The sequence below is a fragment of the Coraliomargarita sinensis genome, assembly GCF_003185655.1.
Lineage (GTDB): Bacteria > Verrucomicrobiota > Verrucomicrobiia > Opitutales > Coraliomargaritaceae > Coraliomargarita_B > Coraliomargarita_B sinensis.
The window spans coordinates 129,760-148,353 of the sequence record NZ_QHJQ01000003.1; the positions used below are offsets into that span (position 1 = coordinate 129,760).

The window sequence follows — 18,594 nt, forward strand, 5'->3', positions numbered from 1 at the left end:
GGGAGTCCTCTGCCATCCTTCGTGTCTAATACCACTTCGAAAAATCGGAACAGATCCGGGATCCCCTCTTCAAAAACTACTGATTTAAAGGTGCATCATCACAGTCCAAGTCACCGATGGCATACTGCATCCCGTTGAGTAAGAAGGACAGCAGTTCCGGTTGGTGAAAGCTTTGCGCGTTGTGCGATGGCGAGCTGAAGAAAACACGGCCTTTTTCATGCGTCTTAATCCAGGCGACATAACGGGGAATGGCGGCGATGGCTTTCTTTTGTTTTTCGGAATTCACTTGAATACTCGAAGTTTCCATTTCCAGCATGGGGGCAAAATTCATTTTTTCATAAGCACCGCCCAGAATATAGGGTTCATCGTAATGCACGAAGGGCTCACCGCCAAATGGTTTCAGTATCGGATGATCGGGAACCACGGGGTGAAGCGTCACTTCCTGCTGCCGTGGGTGGTAGTCGAAACTCCCCCCTGCCAACTGACTGAATTCATCCGAATAGTTGAAACTGGTGATTGCCCCGTGTAGCAGGACCAGTCCGCCCCCCTCTGCCACGTAATCGACGAGGCTTTCGTAGAGGTGCTGTGCCAGCTCTTCCCGAGCCTTGAGCGGCATGTCCGCGTATTTTTTGCCCTCTTCCCCAATCTTGTCGATAATCACATCGTGAAACAGGTTTCGCTCCCCGCGTTGCGGACAAGTGTTGTTAAGCACAACCGCATCATACTGCTTCAGGCTCTCCGGACGGAAGACTTCCACATCCTTGGATGTGACGGATTCATAGGCGCCGCTCTCGTCTCCGAGAATTTCAATCACAGCCTGCGTGTGCGGGATGCACCAGTGCTTGTACCCCGTCGCCAATGAGAAAATCAGCACCTTTCGGGGCTTTTTCGGCTCCGCCTGGACCTTTTTCGGCGCACGCTCGGCGATATTCTGCTTCCAGTTCTGGTCCAGACGGATGGCATCCAGTTTCGCGTGGCTCGGAACGGTGAACCCGGCGATGAGCAGAAAATAGATAATGTATTTAAGCATAATTCTCAAAGTTATAGGGCGCGCGCATGGGCACATGCATGAGTTTACTGGCCTCAACATCACCCACTATTTCTTCTTTCGTAGGATCCCAATTCAGCTTCCGGCCACCGAGCTTCATGGAGATATCGTGCAGCACACAAATGGTATTGGAACGATGCCCCACCTCGACCGGGCAAATCGGATCCGTACCTTCACGCGCTGAAACCAAAAAGTCCTCCATGTGGTTTGAGCTGTTGTAGAGGTTGACTTCGTCTTTTTTCGGTTTGCGGCGAAGCAGTTTTTTGTCGCTGCAGTCCATACCGCCCCGCTCACAGTAAGCCCAGCCCTCTTCGGTGATAAACTTCACACCGGGCCGACCGTTGCTCGACGTCATTACCACGCTGTTGCCGTAGTGGGCCTCGCCCTCGTAGCCGACGTGCACGTCAAAAAGCCCACGATCGGGGAATTGGCCGCTGGCTTGAATACTGGTCGGGCCGCTATCCACGTCAGTACCGTTGCCCCATTGGGCGATGTCGTACATGTGCGAACCCCAGCCGGTAATCATGCCCAGGCAGTAGCGGTTGACCTGAAGCCAACCGGGACGGCTGTAGTTGTTTTCCGGATGTACCCGTGACTCAATGTAAGGGGCTTCCGGGCAAGGGCCGAGCCACATGTCATAGTTGAAATCAGCGGGGGGGGCCGTCGCCTCGCCATCGGCTCGACCTTTGTCCGTCGGAATCTCCACTTCGATTTTCTTCAGCTCACCCAGCCAGTTGTTACGAATAATGGAGCAGATCTGACGAAAGTAGATACTGGAGCGCTGTTGAGAACCGGTTTGCAGAACCACATTGTTTTTTCGCACCGCTTTAACCAATTCCTTGCCCTCGGGAATCGAGTAAGTCAGTGGCTTTTGCAGGTAAATGTGTTTACCCGCATTGGCCGCGGCCACTCCGATCAGGGCGTGCCAGTTCTCCGGCGTGGACACGACCACCCCGTCGATGTCATCGCGGCTTAAAATATTCCGAAAATCGGTTTCGAGGTCACAATCGACATCGCTCTCGCCCTTGTTCTCGTAGTTCCTGATGACCTTCTTACGCGCGTCCTCGGCCCGGGAGCGGTCGACATCACACACTGCAACCATCCGTGCATTAACATGACTTTTATGCCCGTTGTTGAGGGCATTCATCATATCGCCCTGCCCCATGCGACCGGTACCGATCTGCGCCAAGCGCATGGTCGAATTCTTCTGACTGCTGCCCCAAAGACCGGACGGGAGGATCGTAAACGAGGCACCGGCAGCGAGGGAGGTTTTGAGGAATGTTTTTCGCTTCATAATGTTAATAAGGTAAACTGACAACGACGGTCCTATATGACTTTAACCAAATGATTTTAACAACATAATATTTAAGCCTGTGCTCGGAGCAGACACAAAAATAGCGCGCCGGTTCCCGGCGCGCTACAGAGTGTTCAGGACAGAAACCGTCCTGGAATCTTAAGCGATTATGCGAGTTCGAAACAGCCGGCTTCCATCACTTTAGTCCAGGCGGCCACGAAGTCCTTGGCGAATTTCTCCTTGTTGTCGTCCTGAGCGTAAAGCTCGGCGTAAGAACGCAGGATCGAATTGGAACCGAAGACCAGATCGACGCGTGTCGCGGTATATTTGACCTCATCGCTCTTGCGATCGCGGATCTCGTAACCGTTCTCGCAGACCGGCTTCCAAGTGTAGGCCATGTCAGTGAGCGTGACAAAGAAGTCGTTGGTCAAAGCACCGGGCTGTTCGGTCAACACACCGAACGGGGTGCCGCCGTAATTGGCCCCGAGCACGCGCAGACCACCGATCAGGGCAGTCATCTCCGGCGCAGTCAGGCCGAGGAGCTGGGCGCGGTCGAGCATGAGCTCTTCCGGTTTAACCGCGTAGTTCTTCGGCTGATAGTTGCGGAAGCCATCAGAGAGCGGTTCAAGCGGCTCAAAGGAGTCCACATCGGTTTGCTCGGCGGTGGCGTCGCCACGACCGGCTGAGAAGGGAACGTCCACACTGAGGCCAGCGGCCTTGATGGCTTGCTCCACCCCGACGTTGCCAGCCAGTACGATGGTATCGGCGATGCTGGCTCCGGCCTCGCGGGCCAGGGGCAGCAAGGTGCTCAGCACCTTGTTGAGTCGCTCGGGCTCGTTGGCTTCCCAGTCCTTTTGCGGAGCAAGACGAATACGGGCACCATTGGTGCCGCCGCGCATATCGGATCCGCGGAAGGTGCGGGCGCTGTCCCAGGCCGTGGCCACGAGTTCGCCGATGCTAAGACCGCTGTCTGCAATCTTGGCCTTCAGGGCCTCCACATCGTAATCCTTGGAACCGGCCGGAACGGGATCCTGCCAGATCAAATCTTCATCCGGCACTTCCGGCCCGATGTACCGGACCTTCGGCCCCATGTCGCGGTGGGTCAGCTTGAACCAGGCGCGGGCGAAGGTCTCTTCAAAGAGCTTTTGGTCCTTGGCGAAGCGCTCGGAGATTTCCCGATAGGTCGGGTCCATCTTCATGGCCATGTCCGCATCGGTCATCATCGGATTGTACCGTGTTTTGCCATCCTCCACGTCGACCGGCTTCTTTTCTTCCGGGAGATCCACCGGCTCCCACTGCTTGGCGCCGGCCGGGCTTACGGTTTTCTTCCATTCATAATTGAGCAGAAGGTCAAAATAGCCGTCGTCGAATTGCGTCGGGTTGGTCGTCCAGGCGCCTTCGAGCCCGCTGGTCACAGTGTCGCGACCGACCCCGCGGCTTTTGTGGTTGTTCCAGCCGAGCCCCTGTTCTTCCACGTCGGCGCCTTCCGGCTCCGGTCCGAGATCATCCGCATTGCCGTTGCCGTGGCATTTGCCGACGGTGTGACCGCCCGCGGTGAGTGCGACGGTTTCCTCGTCGTTCATCGCCATTCGGGCAAAGGTCTCGCGGATCTGTTTGGCGGTCTCCAGTGGATTCTGCACGCCGTTCACACCCTCCGGGTTCACGTAAATCAACCCCATCTGCACGGCGGCCAGCGGGTTCTCCATCGTTGATGGTTTTTCCACTTCATCGTAACGCTCGTCGCTGGGCGCGAGCCATTCGGTCTCCGCACCCCAATAGGTGTCTTTTTCCGGGTGCCAGATATCGGCACGGCCGTAGCCGAAGCCGTAGGTCTTCAGACCCATGGATTCGTAGGCCACGTTACCGGCCAGGATCATGAGGTCGGCCCAACTCAGCTTGTTGCCGTACTTCTTCTTGATCGGCCAGAGCAGGCGGCGGGCCTTGTCGAGATTCGCATTGTCCGGCCAGGAGTTGAGCGGAGCAAAACGTTGGTTGCCGGTGCCACCGCCACCACGGCCGTCGCCGATACGATAGGAGCCGGCTGCGTGCCAGGCCATGCGGATCATAAGACCGCCGTAGTGGCCCCAGTCGGCCGGCCACCAGTCCTGGCTGTCAGTCATAAATTCAGTAAGGTCTTTTTTCACCGCGTCAAAATCGAGCTTTTTAACTTCCTCCTGATAATCGAAGTCTTCGCCCATCGGGTTCGTCTTCGTGTCGTGCTGGTGCAGGATATCCAGGTTCAGGGACTTGGGCCACCAGTGCAGGGGCTTCTGCTCCATGGTGGTGTTGGCACCATGCATCACAGGGCAGGTGTCGCCACCCTCCATACCACCGTGAGGGAATGGGCACTTGCCGCCGCTGTTCTTATCTTCATTCGTTTCGTATGCGTCCATATTTAGTCGTCTTTTGGGTTAATCTTGTGATTGGCAGTCGGGGCACAGGCCCCAGTAAATAACTTCGGCTTCGTCGATCTTGTAACCGTGGTCTTCCACCGGATGCAGGCAGGGCGCCTTTCCTTTCGCACAGTCGACGTCGAGCATAGCCCCACAGGTGCGGCAAAGAAGGTGGTGGTGGTTGTCTGTGCGGGTCTCGTAACGTGCCGAGGAGCCTGCCGGCTGAAAGCGACGGATCAATCCGTGCTCGCTCAGGGCCGCCAGGGAATCATAGACCGCCTGTCGAGAGACCGTGCCGATTTCGCCGCGCACGGATTCGGCGATGCTATCCGCCGTGGCATGCGACAAAGTATCCACGCAGCGCAAAACAGACAAACGCTGGGCCGTTACCTGCAGGCCCGCCTCTTTTAAAGCCGTAGTGGCATCTGTTTGCGTTTGCGACATATAGCTCAGCAAGACATGATTCTGGATCGTGTCAAGACTTGGACTCTATCTATATTCTTATCAGGAGTTCACGGGGCGAGTGAGCTCCTCATCCTGCCGGGAACATCAGTCGTAATGGACCGAGCACCAAGTGCTTTCATCCGTTTGGCAGTTCCAGAATCGTTCACCGTCCAAACATGCCACTCAAAACCTGCCTGCTTCAGGGCATGAATATATACTTCCGGAATTTTAACATTTGAGCTGAGACCATCTGCCTCGCTCTCGTGCAAAGTATGCAAAACTGATTCCAGCGACGGAGTCGCTTTGCCAAATCGATCAGTCTTGAAAGAGCGCAACCAGTATGCTTTCAGCCCGGGCGCAGCCACTTTGAGCGTTCGAATGACCACTTCGTTGAACGAAATCACCACGACGTGCTGCGCAGGCAGTCCCGATTGCTCTAGCTCTTTCATCAAGATCGGAATCGCCTCGGGGCCACACTTGATTTCGACATAGATGGTTTTACCCGGCGGTACTGTAGCCAGAACCTCGGCAATCGTCGGTATCATCGCTCCCTTGAAATCTGCGCCAAATCCAGCCCCCACATCCAGCACTCTCAACTCAGACAGCGTGGACTCGGCAACCACCAGATCTCTGTCGGCCAGCTTATTTGTCTTTGCATCGTGTATACAGACAAGAACACCGTCCTTGCTGAGATGAAAATCTCCTTCAATCGCATCCGCCCCCTGCTTCCAGGCCAAACGAAAGGCCAGCAGCGTATTTTCCGGAGCATCCTGGGAGGCGCCCCGGTGGGCGACAATCATCGGGTCCTGCGCGTTGATGGGAAGAATGGCCATACCGCTTAAGATGACTGCAAGAGAAGTCTTCTTCATTCAGGTTACTTTTTGTTCTTCGTTTTCCAGAGTCATTGAGCCGGGGGCGGAGGCACACTCACTTTCCCATATCCGATTTTGAGGCATCACTGACATAATGAGCTGTCAAGCGCGCCAGCGCCACGGCGGCGAGCGGGGTTGAGACGAAAATGCCGCCTACCGCCCAGACGAAGCACCATGCGTTGTCATAGCGGGCAATGCCGTAAATCACCATCATGACAAAGATAGCCGGAGCGCTTGCGACGAGGAGTTTGGTATGCGTGTGGTTTCGGGGGTCGCTGTATTTGGCACAGATGGCCAGAGCGACGAGCCCCACCCCGATGATCGATGCCCAGGTATCAATATCCCCCATAATGTCTCGTCCTCTCCTTCATCGTTTTGATTTTTATCTAAATGAATCCATGGCTCGCCTCACCGGTCTAGTCCGAGAGATAGCTCCATTCCTTTCCCTCCACTTCGGGCTCGACCACGATCGCCGGTACCCTGCGCCTTGCCTCCGTCACGGTAAAGCCGAGGTCTCTCAAGGAGGCTTTTATTCGCCCAGGATCCCCCGAATCTCTCACTAAGCTGAGCCGCACGATATCTTCGATTCCGGTCTCGTTGACAAACACTTGGCTCAAGAGCGCTTTACGGTCCGGCAAATCATTACTTTTCGCCAGCGTCCGGCTGGTGTAGTTCGCGAACTTGATAATCGTATCGAGGTCGGCGCTGAAGCGGGTCCGCCACAATAAGTCGGGCAACTCCTCATTCCGTACAATGCCTTTGTTCTCAGTGCCCCATTCCAAGGAAAGGGCCTCCCGGTCGGGACAGGACACGACGGTGGCATCCACCTCGATCATCCGGCGCGTGACCCGGCAGGCAAAGGCTTCCGAAAAGGCCCGGCACAGACGCCGGGGCAATTCATCCCGTCCCTCCGATTTGACCCGGGCCACCACGTTGAATTCCCCCTGCGGAAGGTCTTTTTTAAGAATGATGGGGTCGAGCACTTCCGTGGCGACACAGAGAGCCGTCAAAAGGTCGATCCCGTGCGCATCCAGCTTTTGCGAATTTGAACTGTAACCATGAGCGTGGGACGACTCGACTTTGACAATGCTGACTCCTGCGACGGTCGACAACTCCTCGTCATAGGGATAGTGACTTTCGGTAGCCTCTTCGCTGCATGCCGGCAACAGAAACAGGCTCACCGCGAGACCGGTCAAAAGCCCGAGTTGTTTCCTGCGCACGAACAAGCGTAGCATTTGACGAAGAATCATTTTGCGTCCCCTTCCGACCAGAAAAATTGAATGGCGAGGATGAGAAAGCCGTAGAGCAAAGGAATCTGGAGCAATTTTTTTGATCTCCCAAGCGTTGTAATCAATGACGCTGTTTTGATTTATTTTCACTACTCTCTTCCGTTCCGGCCTCAAGCAGACTCATTTGAAATTGGTTTTCGGCGCACGCGCCCCACGGGCATTTTTCAACCGGAACCCGTCACTGAGAAGGCCGAAGAACAGAACAAAGCCCAGGATGGGAAGCACGTAACGATGTGGAAAATCATCACCTCCGAGAAAACGAAAAAACAAGCAGCCTAGCAAGTAACCCACTGTCAGCCATAATGCCCGGAATACAGCTCGCGAGGCCAGATCACCTCGAGTTTTCAACGGCACTGTTTTAAGGAGAGTCATTGTCGAGTAGCCTCAAATAATTAGCCACAAAGGAGTGAACAAAGCTGAGAACTCCGTATGGGTTTAGCTTATAGAATGCCCGGTGAGGACGATTACGGCAAGTGCCTTCTGTTTAGGCATCCCATTCTTTTTCACAACCGCTGCGCCAGAGGGCCCTTCCGCCTTCGCCTTGCGGGACTAGGCCGGGACAAGTCGGGCGAGGATGGGGTGGTGGTTTATTCATGACGAAAATTTATTTTCTTGCACCCTTCCTCTCTGCCTCGAGCGCAGCGGTTGTAAACTCATACTTCTTTTCTACGCCAGGACTCAAGGTTGCGTGAAGCATCCCTTAGAGCTCATGAAATCATTGGCAGCCCGTATGGCTTTGTTAAGCAACAATTTGCAGCGGCTCATCGCCGCTGGTCTCACTGAAAAAGCGACAAGAGTGTCGCTTCTACAACCGATATCAGACCTTAATTAAGTGCCATTCTTGGCAACCCGCTTTTCAAAGCATTTCGCCGCCGTATTTACCGTCGATACGGCCGTCCTCGGCGTCCACCTTTTCGACAATTTCCCTGAGTTCCTCCGGAGCGATTGTCCCGTGCTTCACCAACAGGCGTACCAAGGATGCGAGGTAGAGCTTCAACTCGGCATTATCCGCGATGAGCGCCTCGATTTTCTCGTCCTGCGACATGTCCTTGCGAAAGGCGCCCCGCATGCTGCGCTTGAGTTCACCGATTTCACGTTCGGTGTCTTCGATATCAAGCCGATTGCCGATGTCCCCGAGCAGTAGTGTTCTCCCCCAACCCATAGTTGACTCCTTTCTTAGCTAAAATGAGTGAATACTTGGAACATTCACCCGAGATGAAAGTGTCTAGTAGACAAAACTCGCCGACGAAGCATCGCCGAAACCGGGTTGATGCAGGGCCGCGACTTTTCCGGTTTCGGAATCAACAATCATCAGACGGGTGCGACCACCCTCGCGTTTGGTGAAAACGAGGTGGCGACCGTCGCCGAGCCAGTAGGGCTCGACCGAACTGGCGCCGGACGTGATCTGCTTGCTGCGGCGGGTCTTGAAATCGTAAACCGCGATCTGAAAGCCGCCGCCGATAGAAGCTGTGAAGGCGATCTTGTTGGGATCAACAGGATTCCAGACCGGCTCGGAGCAATAGCTGCTGATATTGGTCGGGATGCGCTGAGGCGCCCCGCCATTGACCGAAATTTGATAGAGCTGTGGTTTCCCCGGTGCATCGGAAGTGTAGACCAGACGGCGACCGTCCGGCGACCAGTTGGGGCTGGCTTCGTTGCTCTTATTGGTCGTAAGCCGGCGGATGTTTTTGCCCCGGGTATCAGAGATGTAGATTTCCGAGTTACCGGTACCGGATAGCGTCATGGCGATCCGGCGGCCGTCCGGGCTGTAGGCCCCGCCGGTGTTGGTTCCCTTGAAGGTAGCGATGGGCTGCTTGCGCCCGGTCGCCAGATTAATGGAATAAATATCGGGAAACCCGGTTTTGTAATAAGTGGTATAAAGTAAGCGACTCCCGTCAGGCGCCCACCGGGGACCGGTCACCAGTGCACGATCGCGGGTCAGAGGCCGCACCTCACTGAAGAGAAGATCGCTCACGTAAATCTCGGACACCCCGCGCTGCTTACCCACGAAGGCCAGTTTACCGGCAAAAAATCCATTGCTTTCAAGCGTGGCTTGGACCACGAGATCACAGGCCCGGAGTACCGCATTTTTGTAATCACGACCGGGCACCGTGCGCCGGAGTTGCTCCTTGTAAGGCTGTCCGGAGCCCACGGTGACGAGTGCGGCATCACCACCTCCGGCGCGCTCGATACGGACGGCAAAAGCGGCATTAGCCGGCGTCGTCACGGTAATCCCACCATGCAGACCGAAGGCGCGGCGGGCCAGCGTGCGTGTCGCTGCGTCCGAACTGTCGACGGCGATGGCGACTCTTCCCTCTCCCTGTCGAATGGCCTCACCTATGTTAATTTGAGCGTGGAGACCCGTAGTCAACGAGCCGATGAGTAAGCAAGGAAGAAGAAAGAGAGTAGATAAACGCATGATAAAAGTAATAGCGGGAAAGACGGAGAAAGCGCAAACGCAAACATGACTTGTTGCGAGAATTCCACATCTGTGGACCTCGAATAAGATCTTTGGTTCATGTGCGCACGAATAAACTAATGATGCTGACTTAATTTTGCTTCTTCATAAGTTATTGTAGGAGTTTTTTTGAGTAGTCGGGCAAGCAAGGCACTCTGTGCGTTTAGGCTTATCCTCTTCTGCCAGCTCACCTTCTTCCGCTCTATTTGTTCACAACAATCTGCCAACAGCCATAATTTTAAGCAGAGCCATCTATTGTCAGGCAATCATACGATGCCAGCCGTGCGAACCGGAAGGCCCGACACAGAACGGTGGCACTGTGTTACGTGAGACAGCCCTTCCACCTCTAGACGCCACGGGATCCGGGCATAGAAAAAATTCGGATTCTAAGTTGAGTCTTACCGGAAGACATTCAGAGTGCACGGTTCATTCAAATTTCAAGCACACGTGGATAGCAACTTAATCAAAAACGCTCTCAAGCAAGTGAAATTCCCCGGCTTCAGCCGTGACATCGTCTCTTTTGGACTGGTGCGGGAGATCGAAGTCGACGGCGGGGGCAACGCCCTGATCGGCATCGAAATCACCACCGGCAGCGAAGAAGTGCCGGAGCAGATCGCCGCCGAGGTCAAAGAGAAGGTGGGCGCACTGGAAGGAGTCAATGAGGTCAAGGTGCGCATGGAAATTTCCAAACCCCAGCAGCAACCCTCTCCCGGCGCGCCCGGCGGAGCAGAAACCCAGGCGCAGAACAACACCTCGATGCAAAAGGTGAAGTACGCCATCGCCGTGGCCAGTGGTAAAGGCGGGGTCGGCAAGTCCACCGTCAGTGTTAATTTGGCCTGTGCTCTCCAGCGCCTGCTCGAGGAAGAAGGCAAGTCGGGCATCGGCATTATGGACTGTGATATTTATGGCCCCTCTGTCCCGCTCATGCTGGGTGCGGCCGGTCGCCCGGAGATCGCCAACGATATGATCGTTCCGATCGAGAATTTTGGCGTGAGGATTATGTCAATGGGCTTCCTGATCGACGAAGATACGCCGGTCGTCTGGCGTGGGCCCATGATCATGAAGACAATCCAGCAGTTCGCCCAGAATGTGGACTGGGGTGAATTGGAAATTCTTGTGATCGACCTGCCGCCGGGCACGGGCGACGCCCAACTGTCCCTCGTCCAGACGATTCCACTGGAAGGAGCGGTCATCGTAACAACACCGCAACCGGCCGCCTTCAACGTTGCCCGCCGCGGCGCGCGCATGTTCGATAAGGTCGATGTGCCCATTCAGGGCGTGGTTGAAAATATGAGCTACCTGGAAACACCGGATGGCGAGCGTCAGGCGATCTTCGGTGAAGGCGGTGGTGCCGAAATCGCAGAAGGCCTCGACACGGAACTATTGGGACAGATTCCGCTCGATCCTTCGATCCGGGAAGGGAGTGACCGTGGCATTCCTATCGTCATCAGCGATCCCGAATCGCCTGCGGCAAAAGAATTTACCGCAATTGCCCGGCAAATCCTCGACAAACTTCATAAAAATTAGATTCTAATCATTTTGGCTAGCTAACACGCCCTAATACGCTATATTACAACCCTACTAATCAGTTTTAGTGTTTCCAGCGAATGAGTAAGGAAAACAAAAAGACGCGAGTGAGTGCCCCGAAAGGCAGTTCAAACCAAGGCTTTGCCGAACGTTCGAGCCTCTACAAAGAGTTTTTGGCTGAGCGGGAGGAAATCCTGAAGCATAAATGGATCGAGTCGGAAAAAGCCGGCGAAGATATCGGCTTCGAACGTGCTTTACTCGACTGGATACGCAAACACCGCGAGAGCTGGCGCAAAAACCGCAACGTGGAAGTACGCCAGCCGAAGTAGCCTGCCTAGAAAAAGCTCTGTTCGATTGATCTGTGTTTCGCCCCGGTCCCAGGAGCCGTGCCCGTAAAAGTCGTCTTAAAAAGTCTTGTCCGAACGGCGCGAACATTAGGAACATTATCGAGATGAGAGTTCGCTATTGTAGGCAGTCTGCTCTTGAGCGGGCGTAGTCTAAACGAAGCCCCTTTAGCCGGCGGCCCGCAAGTGCAAACGGAACCGCCTGCCTTTACTAGGTCACAGGGCTAAAGCACTGTGACTACGTTGATCAAGCTAAAGTGAGCGTCATTCAGATCTGGCCCCTACTTCTTTTCCGGTCTCGGGAAAAGAATGGTCTTCTCGCCAAGCTCGGCGCCATCGAGTCGGTTGCCCCACTCCAGTTCGCCTTCGACCGTGTCGAGTTCCTTCGCACCGATCAGGGCACGCACCTTGTCCGATACCGCGGGCATGACCGGCGTAAGCAGGACCACTGCAAGGCGCAGTCCTTCGGCCATCGTGGCCAGAGAAGTTTCCAGGGCCTGACGGTCGGCAGGATCCTCCGATTTGGCCAGCTTCCAGGGGGCACGGATTTCCGCGTAGCGATTGATCCCGGAAAGGAACGAGAAAATACGGTCCAAAGCCTTATGAAACTGGAAGTCCTCATAGAGCGGGATAAGCTCGCCGGAGACTTCGGACCAGAGCTTTTTCAGGTCCTGCTCCGGAGCTTCTTCCAAGACGGCGGCAGGCACTTTACCCTCGGTGTAGCGGCCACCCATATTGAGCAGACGGCTCACCAGGTTACCGAGGTCATTGGCCAGATCGCTGTTGTAGCGACTCATGAAGAGGTCGAGAGAGAAATCGCTGTCCTGTCCGACATTCATCTCTCGCGTCACGAAGTAGCGGAAGGCGTCGGCTCCGAACTGTTCGATCAAATCAAGCGGATTGACGACATCGCCGGTACTCTTGGACATCTTCGCGCCCGAACTGAGCCACCAGCCGTGCACCAGATAGTGCTTGGGCATGGGCAGATCAAGGGCCTTCAGCATAATGGGCCAGTAAACCGCGTGAGGTGGCACCAGGATGTCCTTGCCAATCACATGGTAATCGACCGGCCAGTGTTTGTCGAAATCGTCGCTTCCGTATCCGGCTGCCGTGATGTAGTTGGTCAGCGCGTCGAACCAGACGTAAGTCACATACTCGCTGTCGAAGGGAAGCTCGACGCCCCACTCCAGCCGCTTCTTGGGCCGGGAGATGCAAAGGTCGTTCAGCGGTTCCTTGAGGAATTGAAGCACGTCGGCGCTGCGGAATCGCGGATAAATCACATCGGTATTACTCTTGATGTAATCGACAAGCCAGTCCTGATACTGCGCCAGCTTGAAGAAGTAGTTCGATTCGGTGACCTCGACGACATCGCCGTAGATCTCGGGCCACTCACCGTCGACCTTTTCCTTTTCCGTAACAAACTGCTCCTGCCGCACACTGTAGTAGCCGTTATAGTCGGCCTTGTAGATCTCTCCCTTGTCGTAGAGCTTTTGCAGGATGTCCTGCACGACTTTCTTGTGACGGTCTTCCGTGGTGCGGATATAGTCATCATTGGAAATTTCCAATTGCTGACAGAGCGATTGAAACTCTCCGGCCAGACGGTCGCAAATCTCGATCGGAGGCACACCCTCTTTCTGGGCGGACATCTGCACCTTCTGTCCGTGCTCGTCGAGGCCGGTGACGAATTTAACGTCATCACCCATCATACGACGAAAGCGGGCGACAATGTCCGTCAGCACTTTTTCGTAGGCATGGCCGAGGTGCGGCGAGCCGTTGGCGTAGTCGATTGCGGTGGTGATGTAGAATTTCTTACTCATGGAAGCGGAGGAACTTGGGTGATTTGACGGCACGGTGCAAGCGCGTGATTCGGGAATTCGAAGACAAAACTGCCGTTAGCGTAGGGGCCGCGCTTGCGCGTGCCCGCATCGCCGTTCAGGCGATGCCCCCCGAGACGCTCAAACCGAACCGCTCTTACCGCCGCGCCAACCACGCTCGCGGGTGGCACGAAGCACCACTCCCATGTTCATCTACGGTTGGCGAATCGCCGCCACGACGAGTTGCGGCTTTCCCTTCCAGTAGCCGTAGCTCACGATCAGCTCTGTTTCCACGCCGGCCTCAAGTGCCTCGAACACATGCGGCGCCGGCGCATAGGCTGCCCATACCCTGCCCCCGACACTCAGACGCAAGGGCCGCTTCCCCACGACCTTGGCTTCGACCGCAAAAAGGCGCCCCACCAAATCGCCGGGATCTTGCTCCAAATCACCACCGAAAAAACTGCCATCTGGTAGGCGCTCGGGGAAGATCGTCGGGTCGGCGTCATGGCGCATTTCAAAATCGAGCGCATCCTGGCTTTGGTGTAGAGGTGCCTCTGCCTCAAAGGGCCCAATGCGGAAGCGGGCGATCAGCGGAAAGTGATCGGAAGCCCCGCCGCCCTTTCGCCCGGCAAAATTCCACTCCAAAGGTCGCCCCATGGCATCAGCGTTGACACCAATAATCTGCCCCACACGAAAGCTCCCATCGAGGTAGCTGATCCCATTCGAGTCGTAAAGCCCCGGAGCCACAATCAGGTGCATGAGTGTTCCCCGGCGCCCCCGCCAGATTTCGGAATAGCGCTGCGGTGGAGGCACTTCATACCACAGATTATAGTGCCCTTCACCTTCGCGAAATTGGGAGCCCAACACGTCATTGATCCCGGTCTTGAGTTCCGGATAGAGGATCGAGTGATTGTAGTGCGAATTGAGATCACCCCCAATCAAGATATCGGCTTGGGGGTCTTTTTCGAGGCGGTCATCGACGAGAGATTTGAGTACCTTGGCATTCCGCACGCGGATCGGCTCCCGCTTTAGATTGGAGGCGCCGGACTTCCAGTGGTTGTTGTATACCCAGAGAGAGTGCCCTCCGATATCGAGCTCGGCTTCGATAATATCACGCGCCTGACTGAGCTCGTGGAAGTGGACCTGCTGGACCGGGAAACGGGTAAAGATGGCATTGACGTGGGCGATGCCCGAGTCGAAGGGCTTGGTCGGTGCCACCACGACATGGTAGTCGCTCATGCCCAGGTCATCCAACGTCTTGAGTAACCACGCCACAGCGGGGATGCCGACATACTCCGGCTTCCATTCACGAACGAGCATCTCCTCTATCGTTTGAGCGCTGTGTGCTTTGAGAAAAGCATCGAAATCGGTGACTGCGCTCCCCGGTGTAAAGTCGCCCTCCAGTTCCTGAAGCAGAATCACGTCCGGACCGTACGGATCGAGCGCTGCCAAAACCGAAGCCGCATTCTCGAGTTTGGTCAGGAGCTTGCGGCGCGAATAGGTGAACGGATCGTCGGCTTCGTCCTGCCGGTAGTCGTCGAAAATAGCCACGCCGTCCACGTCGAAGAGATTCTCCACATTATAGGCGACCACCGAAAACTCCACCGGGCGCCCCGCGCAAACGGTGCAGCCCAAGAAAATCGAAAAAAATAAAGCCAGCCATCGGAAGATCATGTTTTCCCCACCAATACCCCCTAACGGAATCAAAATCAAGTACCCAAAGCCCGCCATCTGCTGGAAAAACCTCGCCCTACCCGCCGTCCGTGGGGGCCGTGCCCGCGCGTGCCCGCATTGCCATCCAGGCGATACTCCCGGAACGTTCGAGCGTAACATTACTTGCCTACCGCCTCAACTGCGCTCGCCGCTTCGACCGTCCAAGGTCCTGGGTTATGGAAGGGAGGGCCGCGACATTCGAACACCGTAGCCGAACGCCTTCCTCCTTCGCCAAGGCTACGGCGGGACAGGTCGCGTTTGGTTCTACCGTATTCCGGCTTCCACACACGCTTCGACCAAAGCCTAAGGGCTTCGGCTACATACCAAAACCCAAGGGCTTCAGCTACGTGCCAAAGCCGATACGATTTCCTCCTACGCCAAGACCAGGACGGACCGGTCAGCTACGTGAAAAACAGAATTGAGCACCCATTACGGCAGCCAGGGATACTTCTTATACTCCGGCGCACGCTTCTCGTTCCAGGCTTTCCGCCCTTCTTCACCTTCCTCCGTCAAATAGTACAGAAGTGTCGCGTTGCCCGCCAGTTCCTGCAGTCCCTGCTGGCCGTCGACATCGGCGTTGAAGGCCGCTTTCAGGCATCGAATCGAAAGCGGGCTGTGCTGAAGGATTTCGCTGGCCCACTGCACGCCCTCGGCCTCGAGTTGATCGTACGGCACCACCTTATTAACCAAGCCCATATCAAGCGCCTCCTGCGCGTTGTATTGGCGACACAAATACCAGATCTCACGGGCCTTTTTCTGCCCGACGATCCGCGCGAGATAGCTCGAGCCGAAACCACCGTCGAAGCTGCCTACCTTGGGGCCCGTTTGCCCGAAAACCGCATTGTCCGCCGCAATCGTCATATCGCAAACCACGTGGAGCACGTGGCCGCCACCGATCGCGTAGCCGGCCACCAGTGCGATCACGACCTTGGGCATGGAACGAATCAGTTTCTGAAGATCGAGCACGTTGAGGCGCGGGACACCGTCCTTGCCGACATAGCCGCCCGCCTTGTGCCCGCGGATCTTTTGGTCCCCGCCGGCGCAGAAGGCGAACTTCCCGTCCGTCTGGGGGTTAAAGCCGGTCAAGAGGACGACCCCGATCGAGGTGTCGTCCTTGGCGTCGGCGAAGGCATCGATCAGTTCGGATACCGTATCGGGAGTAAAGGCGTTGCGCCGGTGCGGACGATTGATCGTCACCTTGGCGATACCATCGCACTTCTCATAAATAATGTCTTCGTACTCACGAACAGATTGCCAATTCATAATAGCGACTAAAGCGCTCTGCTTTCGAAAGACAACTGCTATCAGGTATTATAGTCTCCCCTGAACGTCCGGCAAGGTCGCGCACAGTCGGCCCCAGCGTAGGGGCTTTGCTTGCCGAAGCCAGCGAAAGGACGGCACGCCTCGGAACTTGCAGGACGCCCCGCAAGAACCGCGGGTGGCGCGAGCACCACCCCTACCGCCCAGTATTTCAAATCCCGAGAATACGGCTTGTGAACCGCGGGTGGCGCGAGCACCACCCCTACCGCCCAGTATTTCAAATCCCGAGAATACGGCTTGTGAGTCGACCCGGAAATAATAATCTGCATTTCATGCGTCTACCAAGCCTCACCGCCCTCTCCGAAGGGCTTCGCGCCACGATTCTGCGTTTCCCCGTGCCCACGCTCTTCGCAGCGATCGTGACCGGCCTGTTGATCTATCTATTTGACAGCAACTTTGACGAGGAGGTCATCATGCACTACGTCCTGCTGGCCGGACTTGGCTTTGTCGCCAGTCTGCTCTGCGATCTGGCGGCCGAAGCGCGGGGCAGCTCACGAGGTACGCGGTTGTCAACCCAGGCCTTTGTCGTGGTGCTGCTCATTCTCTACGGCCAATTCATCATGCCGGATTCGCTGAAAGATCCGCGGCCGACCTTTTTCTACAGCTATTTCATCCTCCTCTTCGCGCTCCACCTTGGCATTGCATTGGTGCCCGCGCTGGCACCGGATGGCTCGAAAAAGATATGGCGCTTCAATCTGAGCTGCTTTCTGCGTTACTTCTTCAGCAGTGTTAATGCCGCTCTGCTCTTCAGCGGTCTCGCCCTCGCCATGCTGAGCGTCGACAAACTTTTTGAACTCGACCTCGATGATGAATTTTACCCGAGACTCTGGGTGCTCTGCGCGTTCTTCGCCCATCCGATGCTCTTTCTCGGTGGACTACCACGGATTCTCAGTTTGGTGGACCATGGCGATTTCCCCAAGCCTCTGCGTTTCAGCCTCTGCTTTATCGGCCTGCCCCTGGTCGCACTTTACCTGACCATCCTATACGCCTATATTGCCAAGATCGGAATCCAATGGAGCTGGCCCAATGGCTGGGTCGCCATGCCGATCTTCGTGCTGGCGGTGATCAGCCTGCTGACCTACGTGCTCAGTCTGCCGCTCCCCAAATCGGAAAACTGGGCACGCCTCTACCACCGCTGGCTCTTCCGCCTGCTGCTGCCGCTTGCCATCGTGCTCTTTATGGCCCTACAGGTCCGACTGAGCGATTACGGCATGACGATCAACCGCTACCTTGGCCTTGCGCTGGCCATCTGGCTCTTTGGCCTCTCGCTGGCCTACATCCTTCGCCCCGCACTGAAAATCGGGTGGATGCCTTTCAGTCTTCTTATCGTCTCGCTCTTTTCCATTTATGCCGGACCGCTCGGTGCTTTCGGCTGGAGTGAACGGGCACAACTGGAACGGATTCGAGCCCTGGCCACCGAACTGGGCGTGATGGAAAAAGGTGTCCTAATTCCCACCGAAGCACCACAGGACGCGGAAGTCGTGGAGGAATTACAGAGTGCTTTGAGCTATGTTCTGAAAAATTTCGGCACCGAATCCATGGAGAAGGAACTCGCCTCCTTCCTCTCTACCCGAAAAAACATTCAAGCCTCGTACAGAAATTCGTCCTATTACATGACCAATAAAGTCATGGAATATCTCCAATTGAACGATGAACTGGAGATGACATCCACCCAGTTCTATGCGGCCCGCAACGTCACCTCAACCTACGGCCATGAATGGATGATCGACTACAATTTCTACAACAGCCGGAATCGTAATGCGAAACGCAGCTACGAGCTTGGAACGGACGAGCTTGTTGTTGAGATAAGCGAAGAAGCCAATTACCTGTCTGTTCAGTCAAACGGGATCGAGGTGATCGACATCGAAATGACCACGTGGGCGGCCGAAATCAAAGAAGCCGTCAAAACCAACGGCAACCGGAATAATGAACCGCTTGTCTGGCATGTTGAAAATAAGGACTACCGCTTCAGCTTTGTCTGCACGAACGCACAGCTTGCTGGTGAAAACCGCTTCCGCAGTGCGACATTTACCGTCTTTTTGACGCTACCGGAGCCAATCTCTCCCTAGCCGCAGGGA

General features: G+C 55.6%; 16 protein-coding genes. 3 read left to right on the forward strand and 13 right to left on the reverse strand.

Annotated features, from left to right (window positions below; genetic code table 11):
- Nucleotides 1–76: 76 nt before the first annotated feature.
- From DDZ13_RS05275 to DDZ13_RS05315, 10 genes are all read right to left on the reverse strand, one after another.
- Nucleotides 77–1,030: a ThuA domain-containing protein gene (locus DDZ13_RS05275; RefSeq protein ID WP_158279801.1), complete on the reverse strand. Its 954-nt coding sequence runs from the start codon at nucleotides 1,028–1,030 to the stop codon at nucleotides 77–79.
- On the reverse strand, nucleotides 1,023–2,342 hold the full coding sequence (locus DDZ13_RS05280) for a Gfo/Idh/MocA family protein (protein ID WP_110130395.1): 1,320 nt from the start codon (nucleotides 2,340–2,342) through the stop codon (nucleotides 1,023–1,025). The genes DDZ13_RS05275 and DDZ13_RS05280 overlap by 8 nt, the downstream gene beginning before the upstream one ends.
- A gap of 167 nt (nucleotides 2,343–2,509) precedes the next feature.
- A complete protein-coding gene (katG, locus tag DDZ13_RS05285) occupies nucleotides 2,510–4,669 on the reverse strand; it encodes a catalase/peroxidase HPI (RefSeq protein WP_110130647.1) in 2,160 nt (719 codons plus the stop codon).
- Nucleotides 4,670–4,753: 84 nt separating this feature from the next.
- Nucleotides 4,754–5,179 (reverse strand): Fur family transcriptional regulator, encoded by a 426-nt coding sequence (locus DDZ13_RS05290; protein WP_110130396.1) that lies wholly within the window; start codon nucleotides 5,177–5,179, stop codon nucleotides 4,754–4,756.
- Nucleotides 5,180–5,247: 68 nt separating this feature from the next.
- Nucleotides 5,248–6,048 carry a glycerophosphodiester phosphodiesterase gene (locus DDZ13_RS05295; protein ID WP_110130397.1) on the reverse strand — a complete coding sequence of 267 codons (801 nt, stop codon included), beginning with the start codon at nucleotides 6,046–6,048 and terminating at the stop codon, nucleotides 5,248–5,250.
- A 58-nt stretch (nucleotides 6,049–6,106) separates the two neighbouring features.
- Entirely contained in the window at nucleotides 6,107–6,400 is a 294-nt protein-coding gene (locus DDZ13_RS05300; RefSeq protein WP_110130398.1) for a hypothetical protein, read from the reverse strand.
- Nucleotides 6,401–6,467: 67 nt separating this feature from the next.
- Nucleotides 6,468–7,301, reverse strand: a complete 834-nt coding sequence (locus DDZ13_RS05305; protein ID WP_110130399.1) for a hypothetical protein — start codon at nucleotides 7,299–7,301, stop codon at nucleotides 6,468–6,470.
- A gap of 159 nt (nucleotides 7,302–7,460) precedes the next feature.
- Nucleotides 7,461–7,712, reverse strand: a complete 252-nt coding sequence (locus DDZ13_RS15315; protein WP_146209245.1) for a hypothetical protein — start codon at nucleotides 7,710–7,712, stop codon at nucleotides 7,461–7,463.
- Between the two features lie 484 nt (nucleotides 7,713–8,196).
- Nucleotides 8,197–8,502 carry a hypothetical protein gene (locus tag DDZ13_RS05310; protein WP_110130400.1) on the reverse strand — a complete coding sequence of 102 codons (306 nt, stop codon included), beginning with the start codon at nucleotides 8,500–8,502 and terminating at the stop codon, nucleotides 8,197–8,199.
- A gap of 63 nt (nucleotides 8,503–8,565) precedes the next feature.
- Nucleotides 8,566–9,759, reverse strand: coding sequence for a PD40 domain-containing protein (locus DDZ13_RS05315; protein WP_110130401.1), 1,194 nt, complete (start codon nucleotides 9,757–9,759; stop codon nucleotides 8,566–8,568).
- 486 nt (nucleotides 9,760–10,245) lie between these two features.
- Between DDZ13_RS05315 and DDZ13_RS05320 the strand changes: the two genes are divergently transcribed.
- On the forward strand, nucleotides 10,246–11,325 hold the full coding sequence (locus DDZ13_RS05320) for an Mrp/NBP35 family ATP-binding protein (protein WP_110130648.1): 1,080 nt from the start codon (nucleotides 10,246–10,248) through the stop codon (nucleotides 11,323–11,325).
- An 80-nt stretch (nucleotides 11,326–11,405) separates the two neighbouring features.
- Nucleotides 11,406–11,654, forward strand: a complete 249-nt coding sequence (locus DDZ13_RS05325) for a DUF4032 domain-containing protein (protein ID WP_110130402.1) — start codon at nucleotides 11,406–11,408, stop codon at nucleotides 11,652–11,654.
- A 296-nt stretch (nucleotides 11,655–11,950) separates the two neighbouring features.
- Here DDZ13_RS05325 and metG read toward each other — a convergent pair whose 3' ends face one another.
- The 3 genes from metG to menB all read right to left on the reverse strand — a co-directional run bounded on the left by metG (nucleotide 11,951) and on the right by menB (nucleotide 16,459).
- Nucleotides 11,951–13,486: a methionine--tRNA ligase gene (gene metG, locus DDZ13_RS05330; RefSeq protein WP_110130403.1), complete on the reverse strand. Its 1,536-nt coding sequence runs from the start codon at nucleotides 13,484–13,486 to the stop codon at nucleotides 11,951–11,953.
- A gap of 210 nt (nucleotides 13,487–13,696) precedes the next feature.
- On the reverse strand, nucleotides 13,697–15,157 hold the full coding sequence (locus DDZ13_RS05335) for an endonuclease/exonuclease/phosphatase family protein (protein ID WP_110130404.1): 1,461 nt from the start codon (nucleotides 15,155–15,157) through the stop codon (nucleotides 13,697–13,699).
- Between the two features lie 468 nt (nucleotides 15,158–15,625).
- Nucleotides 15,626–16,459 (reverse strand): 1,4-dihydroxy-2-naphthoyl-CoA synthase, encoded by an 834-nt coding sequence (gene menB, locus DDZ13_RS05340; RefSeq protein ID WP_110130405.1) that lies wholly within the window; start codon nucleotides 16,457–16,459, stop codon nucleotides 15,626–15,628.
- A 329-nt stretch (nucleotides 16,460–16,788) separates the two neighbouring features.
- Here menB and DDZ13_RS05345 point away from each other — a divergent pair, with 329 nt between their 5' ends.
- Nucleotides 16,789–18,585: a DUF4153 domain-containing protein gene (locus DDZ13_RS05345; RefSeq protein WP_110130406.1), complete on the forward strand. Its 1,797-nt coding sequence runs from the start codon at nucleotides 16,789–16,791 to the stop codon at nucleotides 18,583–18,585.
- Nucleotides 18,586–18,594 lie beyond the last annotated feature (9 nt).

Bases quoted from the DNA above. Each gene is read 5' to 3' on its own strand.
- DDZ13_RS05275 (WP_158279801.1), bottom strand. From the start codon at position 1,030: ATGCTTAAATACATTATCTATTTTCTGCTCATCGCCGGGTTCACCGTT.
- DDZ13_RS05280 (WP_110130395.1), bottom strand. From the start codon at position 2,342: ATGAAGCGAAAAACATTCCTCAAAACCTCCCTCGCTGCCGGTGCCTCG.
- katG (WP_110130647.1), bottom strand. From the start codon at position 4,669: ATGGAGGGTGGCGACACCTGCCCTGTGATGCATGGTGCCAACACCACC.
- DDZ13_RS05290 (WP_110130396.1), bottom strand. From the start codon at position 5,179: ATGTCGCAAACGCAAACAGATGCCACTACGGCTTTAAAAGAGGCGGGC.
- DDZ13_RS05295 (WP_110130397.1), bottom strand. From the start codon at position 6,048: ATGAAGAAGACTTCTCTTGCAGTCATCTTAAGCGGTATGGCCATTCTT.
- DDZ13_RS05300 (WP_110130398.1), bottom strand. From the start codon at position 6,400: ATGGGGGATATTGATACCTGGGCATCGATCATCGGGGTGGGGCTCGTC.
- DDZ13_RS05305 (WP_110130399.1), bottom strand. From the start codon at position 7,301: ATGATTCTTCGTCAAATGCTACGCTTGTTCGTGCGCAGGAAACAACTC.
- DDZ13_RS15315 (WP_146209245.1), bottom strand. From the start codon at position 7,712: ATGACTCTCCTTAAAACAGTGCCGTTGAAAACTCGAGGTGATCTGGCC.
- DDZ13_RS05310 (WP_110130400.1), bottom strand. From the start codon at position 8,502: ATGGGTTGGGGGAGAACACTACTGCTCGGGGACATCGGCAATCGGCTT.
- DDZ13_RS05315 (WP_110130401.1), bottom strand. From the start codon at position 9,759: ATGCGTTTATCTACTCTCTTTCTTCTTCCTTGCTTACTCATCGGCTCG.
- DDZ13_RS05325 (WP_110130402.1), top strand. From the start codon at position 11,406: ATGAGTAAGGAAAACAAAAAGACGCGAGTGAGTGCCCCGAAAGGCAGT.
- metG (WP_110130403.1), bottom strand. From the start codon at position 13,486: ATGAGTAAGAAATTCTACATCACCACCGCAATCGACTACGCCAACGGC.
- DDZ13_RS05335 (WP_110130404.1), bottom strand. From the start codon at position 15,157: ATGATCTTCCGATGGCTGGCTTTATTTTTTTCGATTTTCTTGGGCTGC.
- menB (WP_110130405.1), bottom strand. From the start codon at position 16,459: ATGAATTGGCAATCTGTTCGTGAGTACGAAGACATTATTTATGAGAAG.
- DDZ13_RS05345 (WP_110130406.1), top strand. From the start codon at position 16,789: ATGCGTCTACCAAGCCTCACCGCCCTCTCCGAAGGGCTTCGCGCCACG.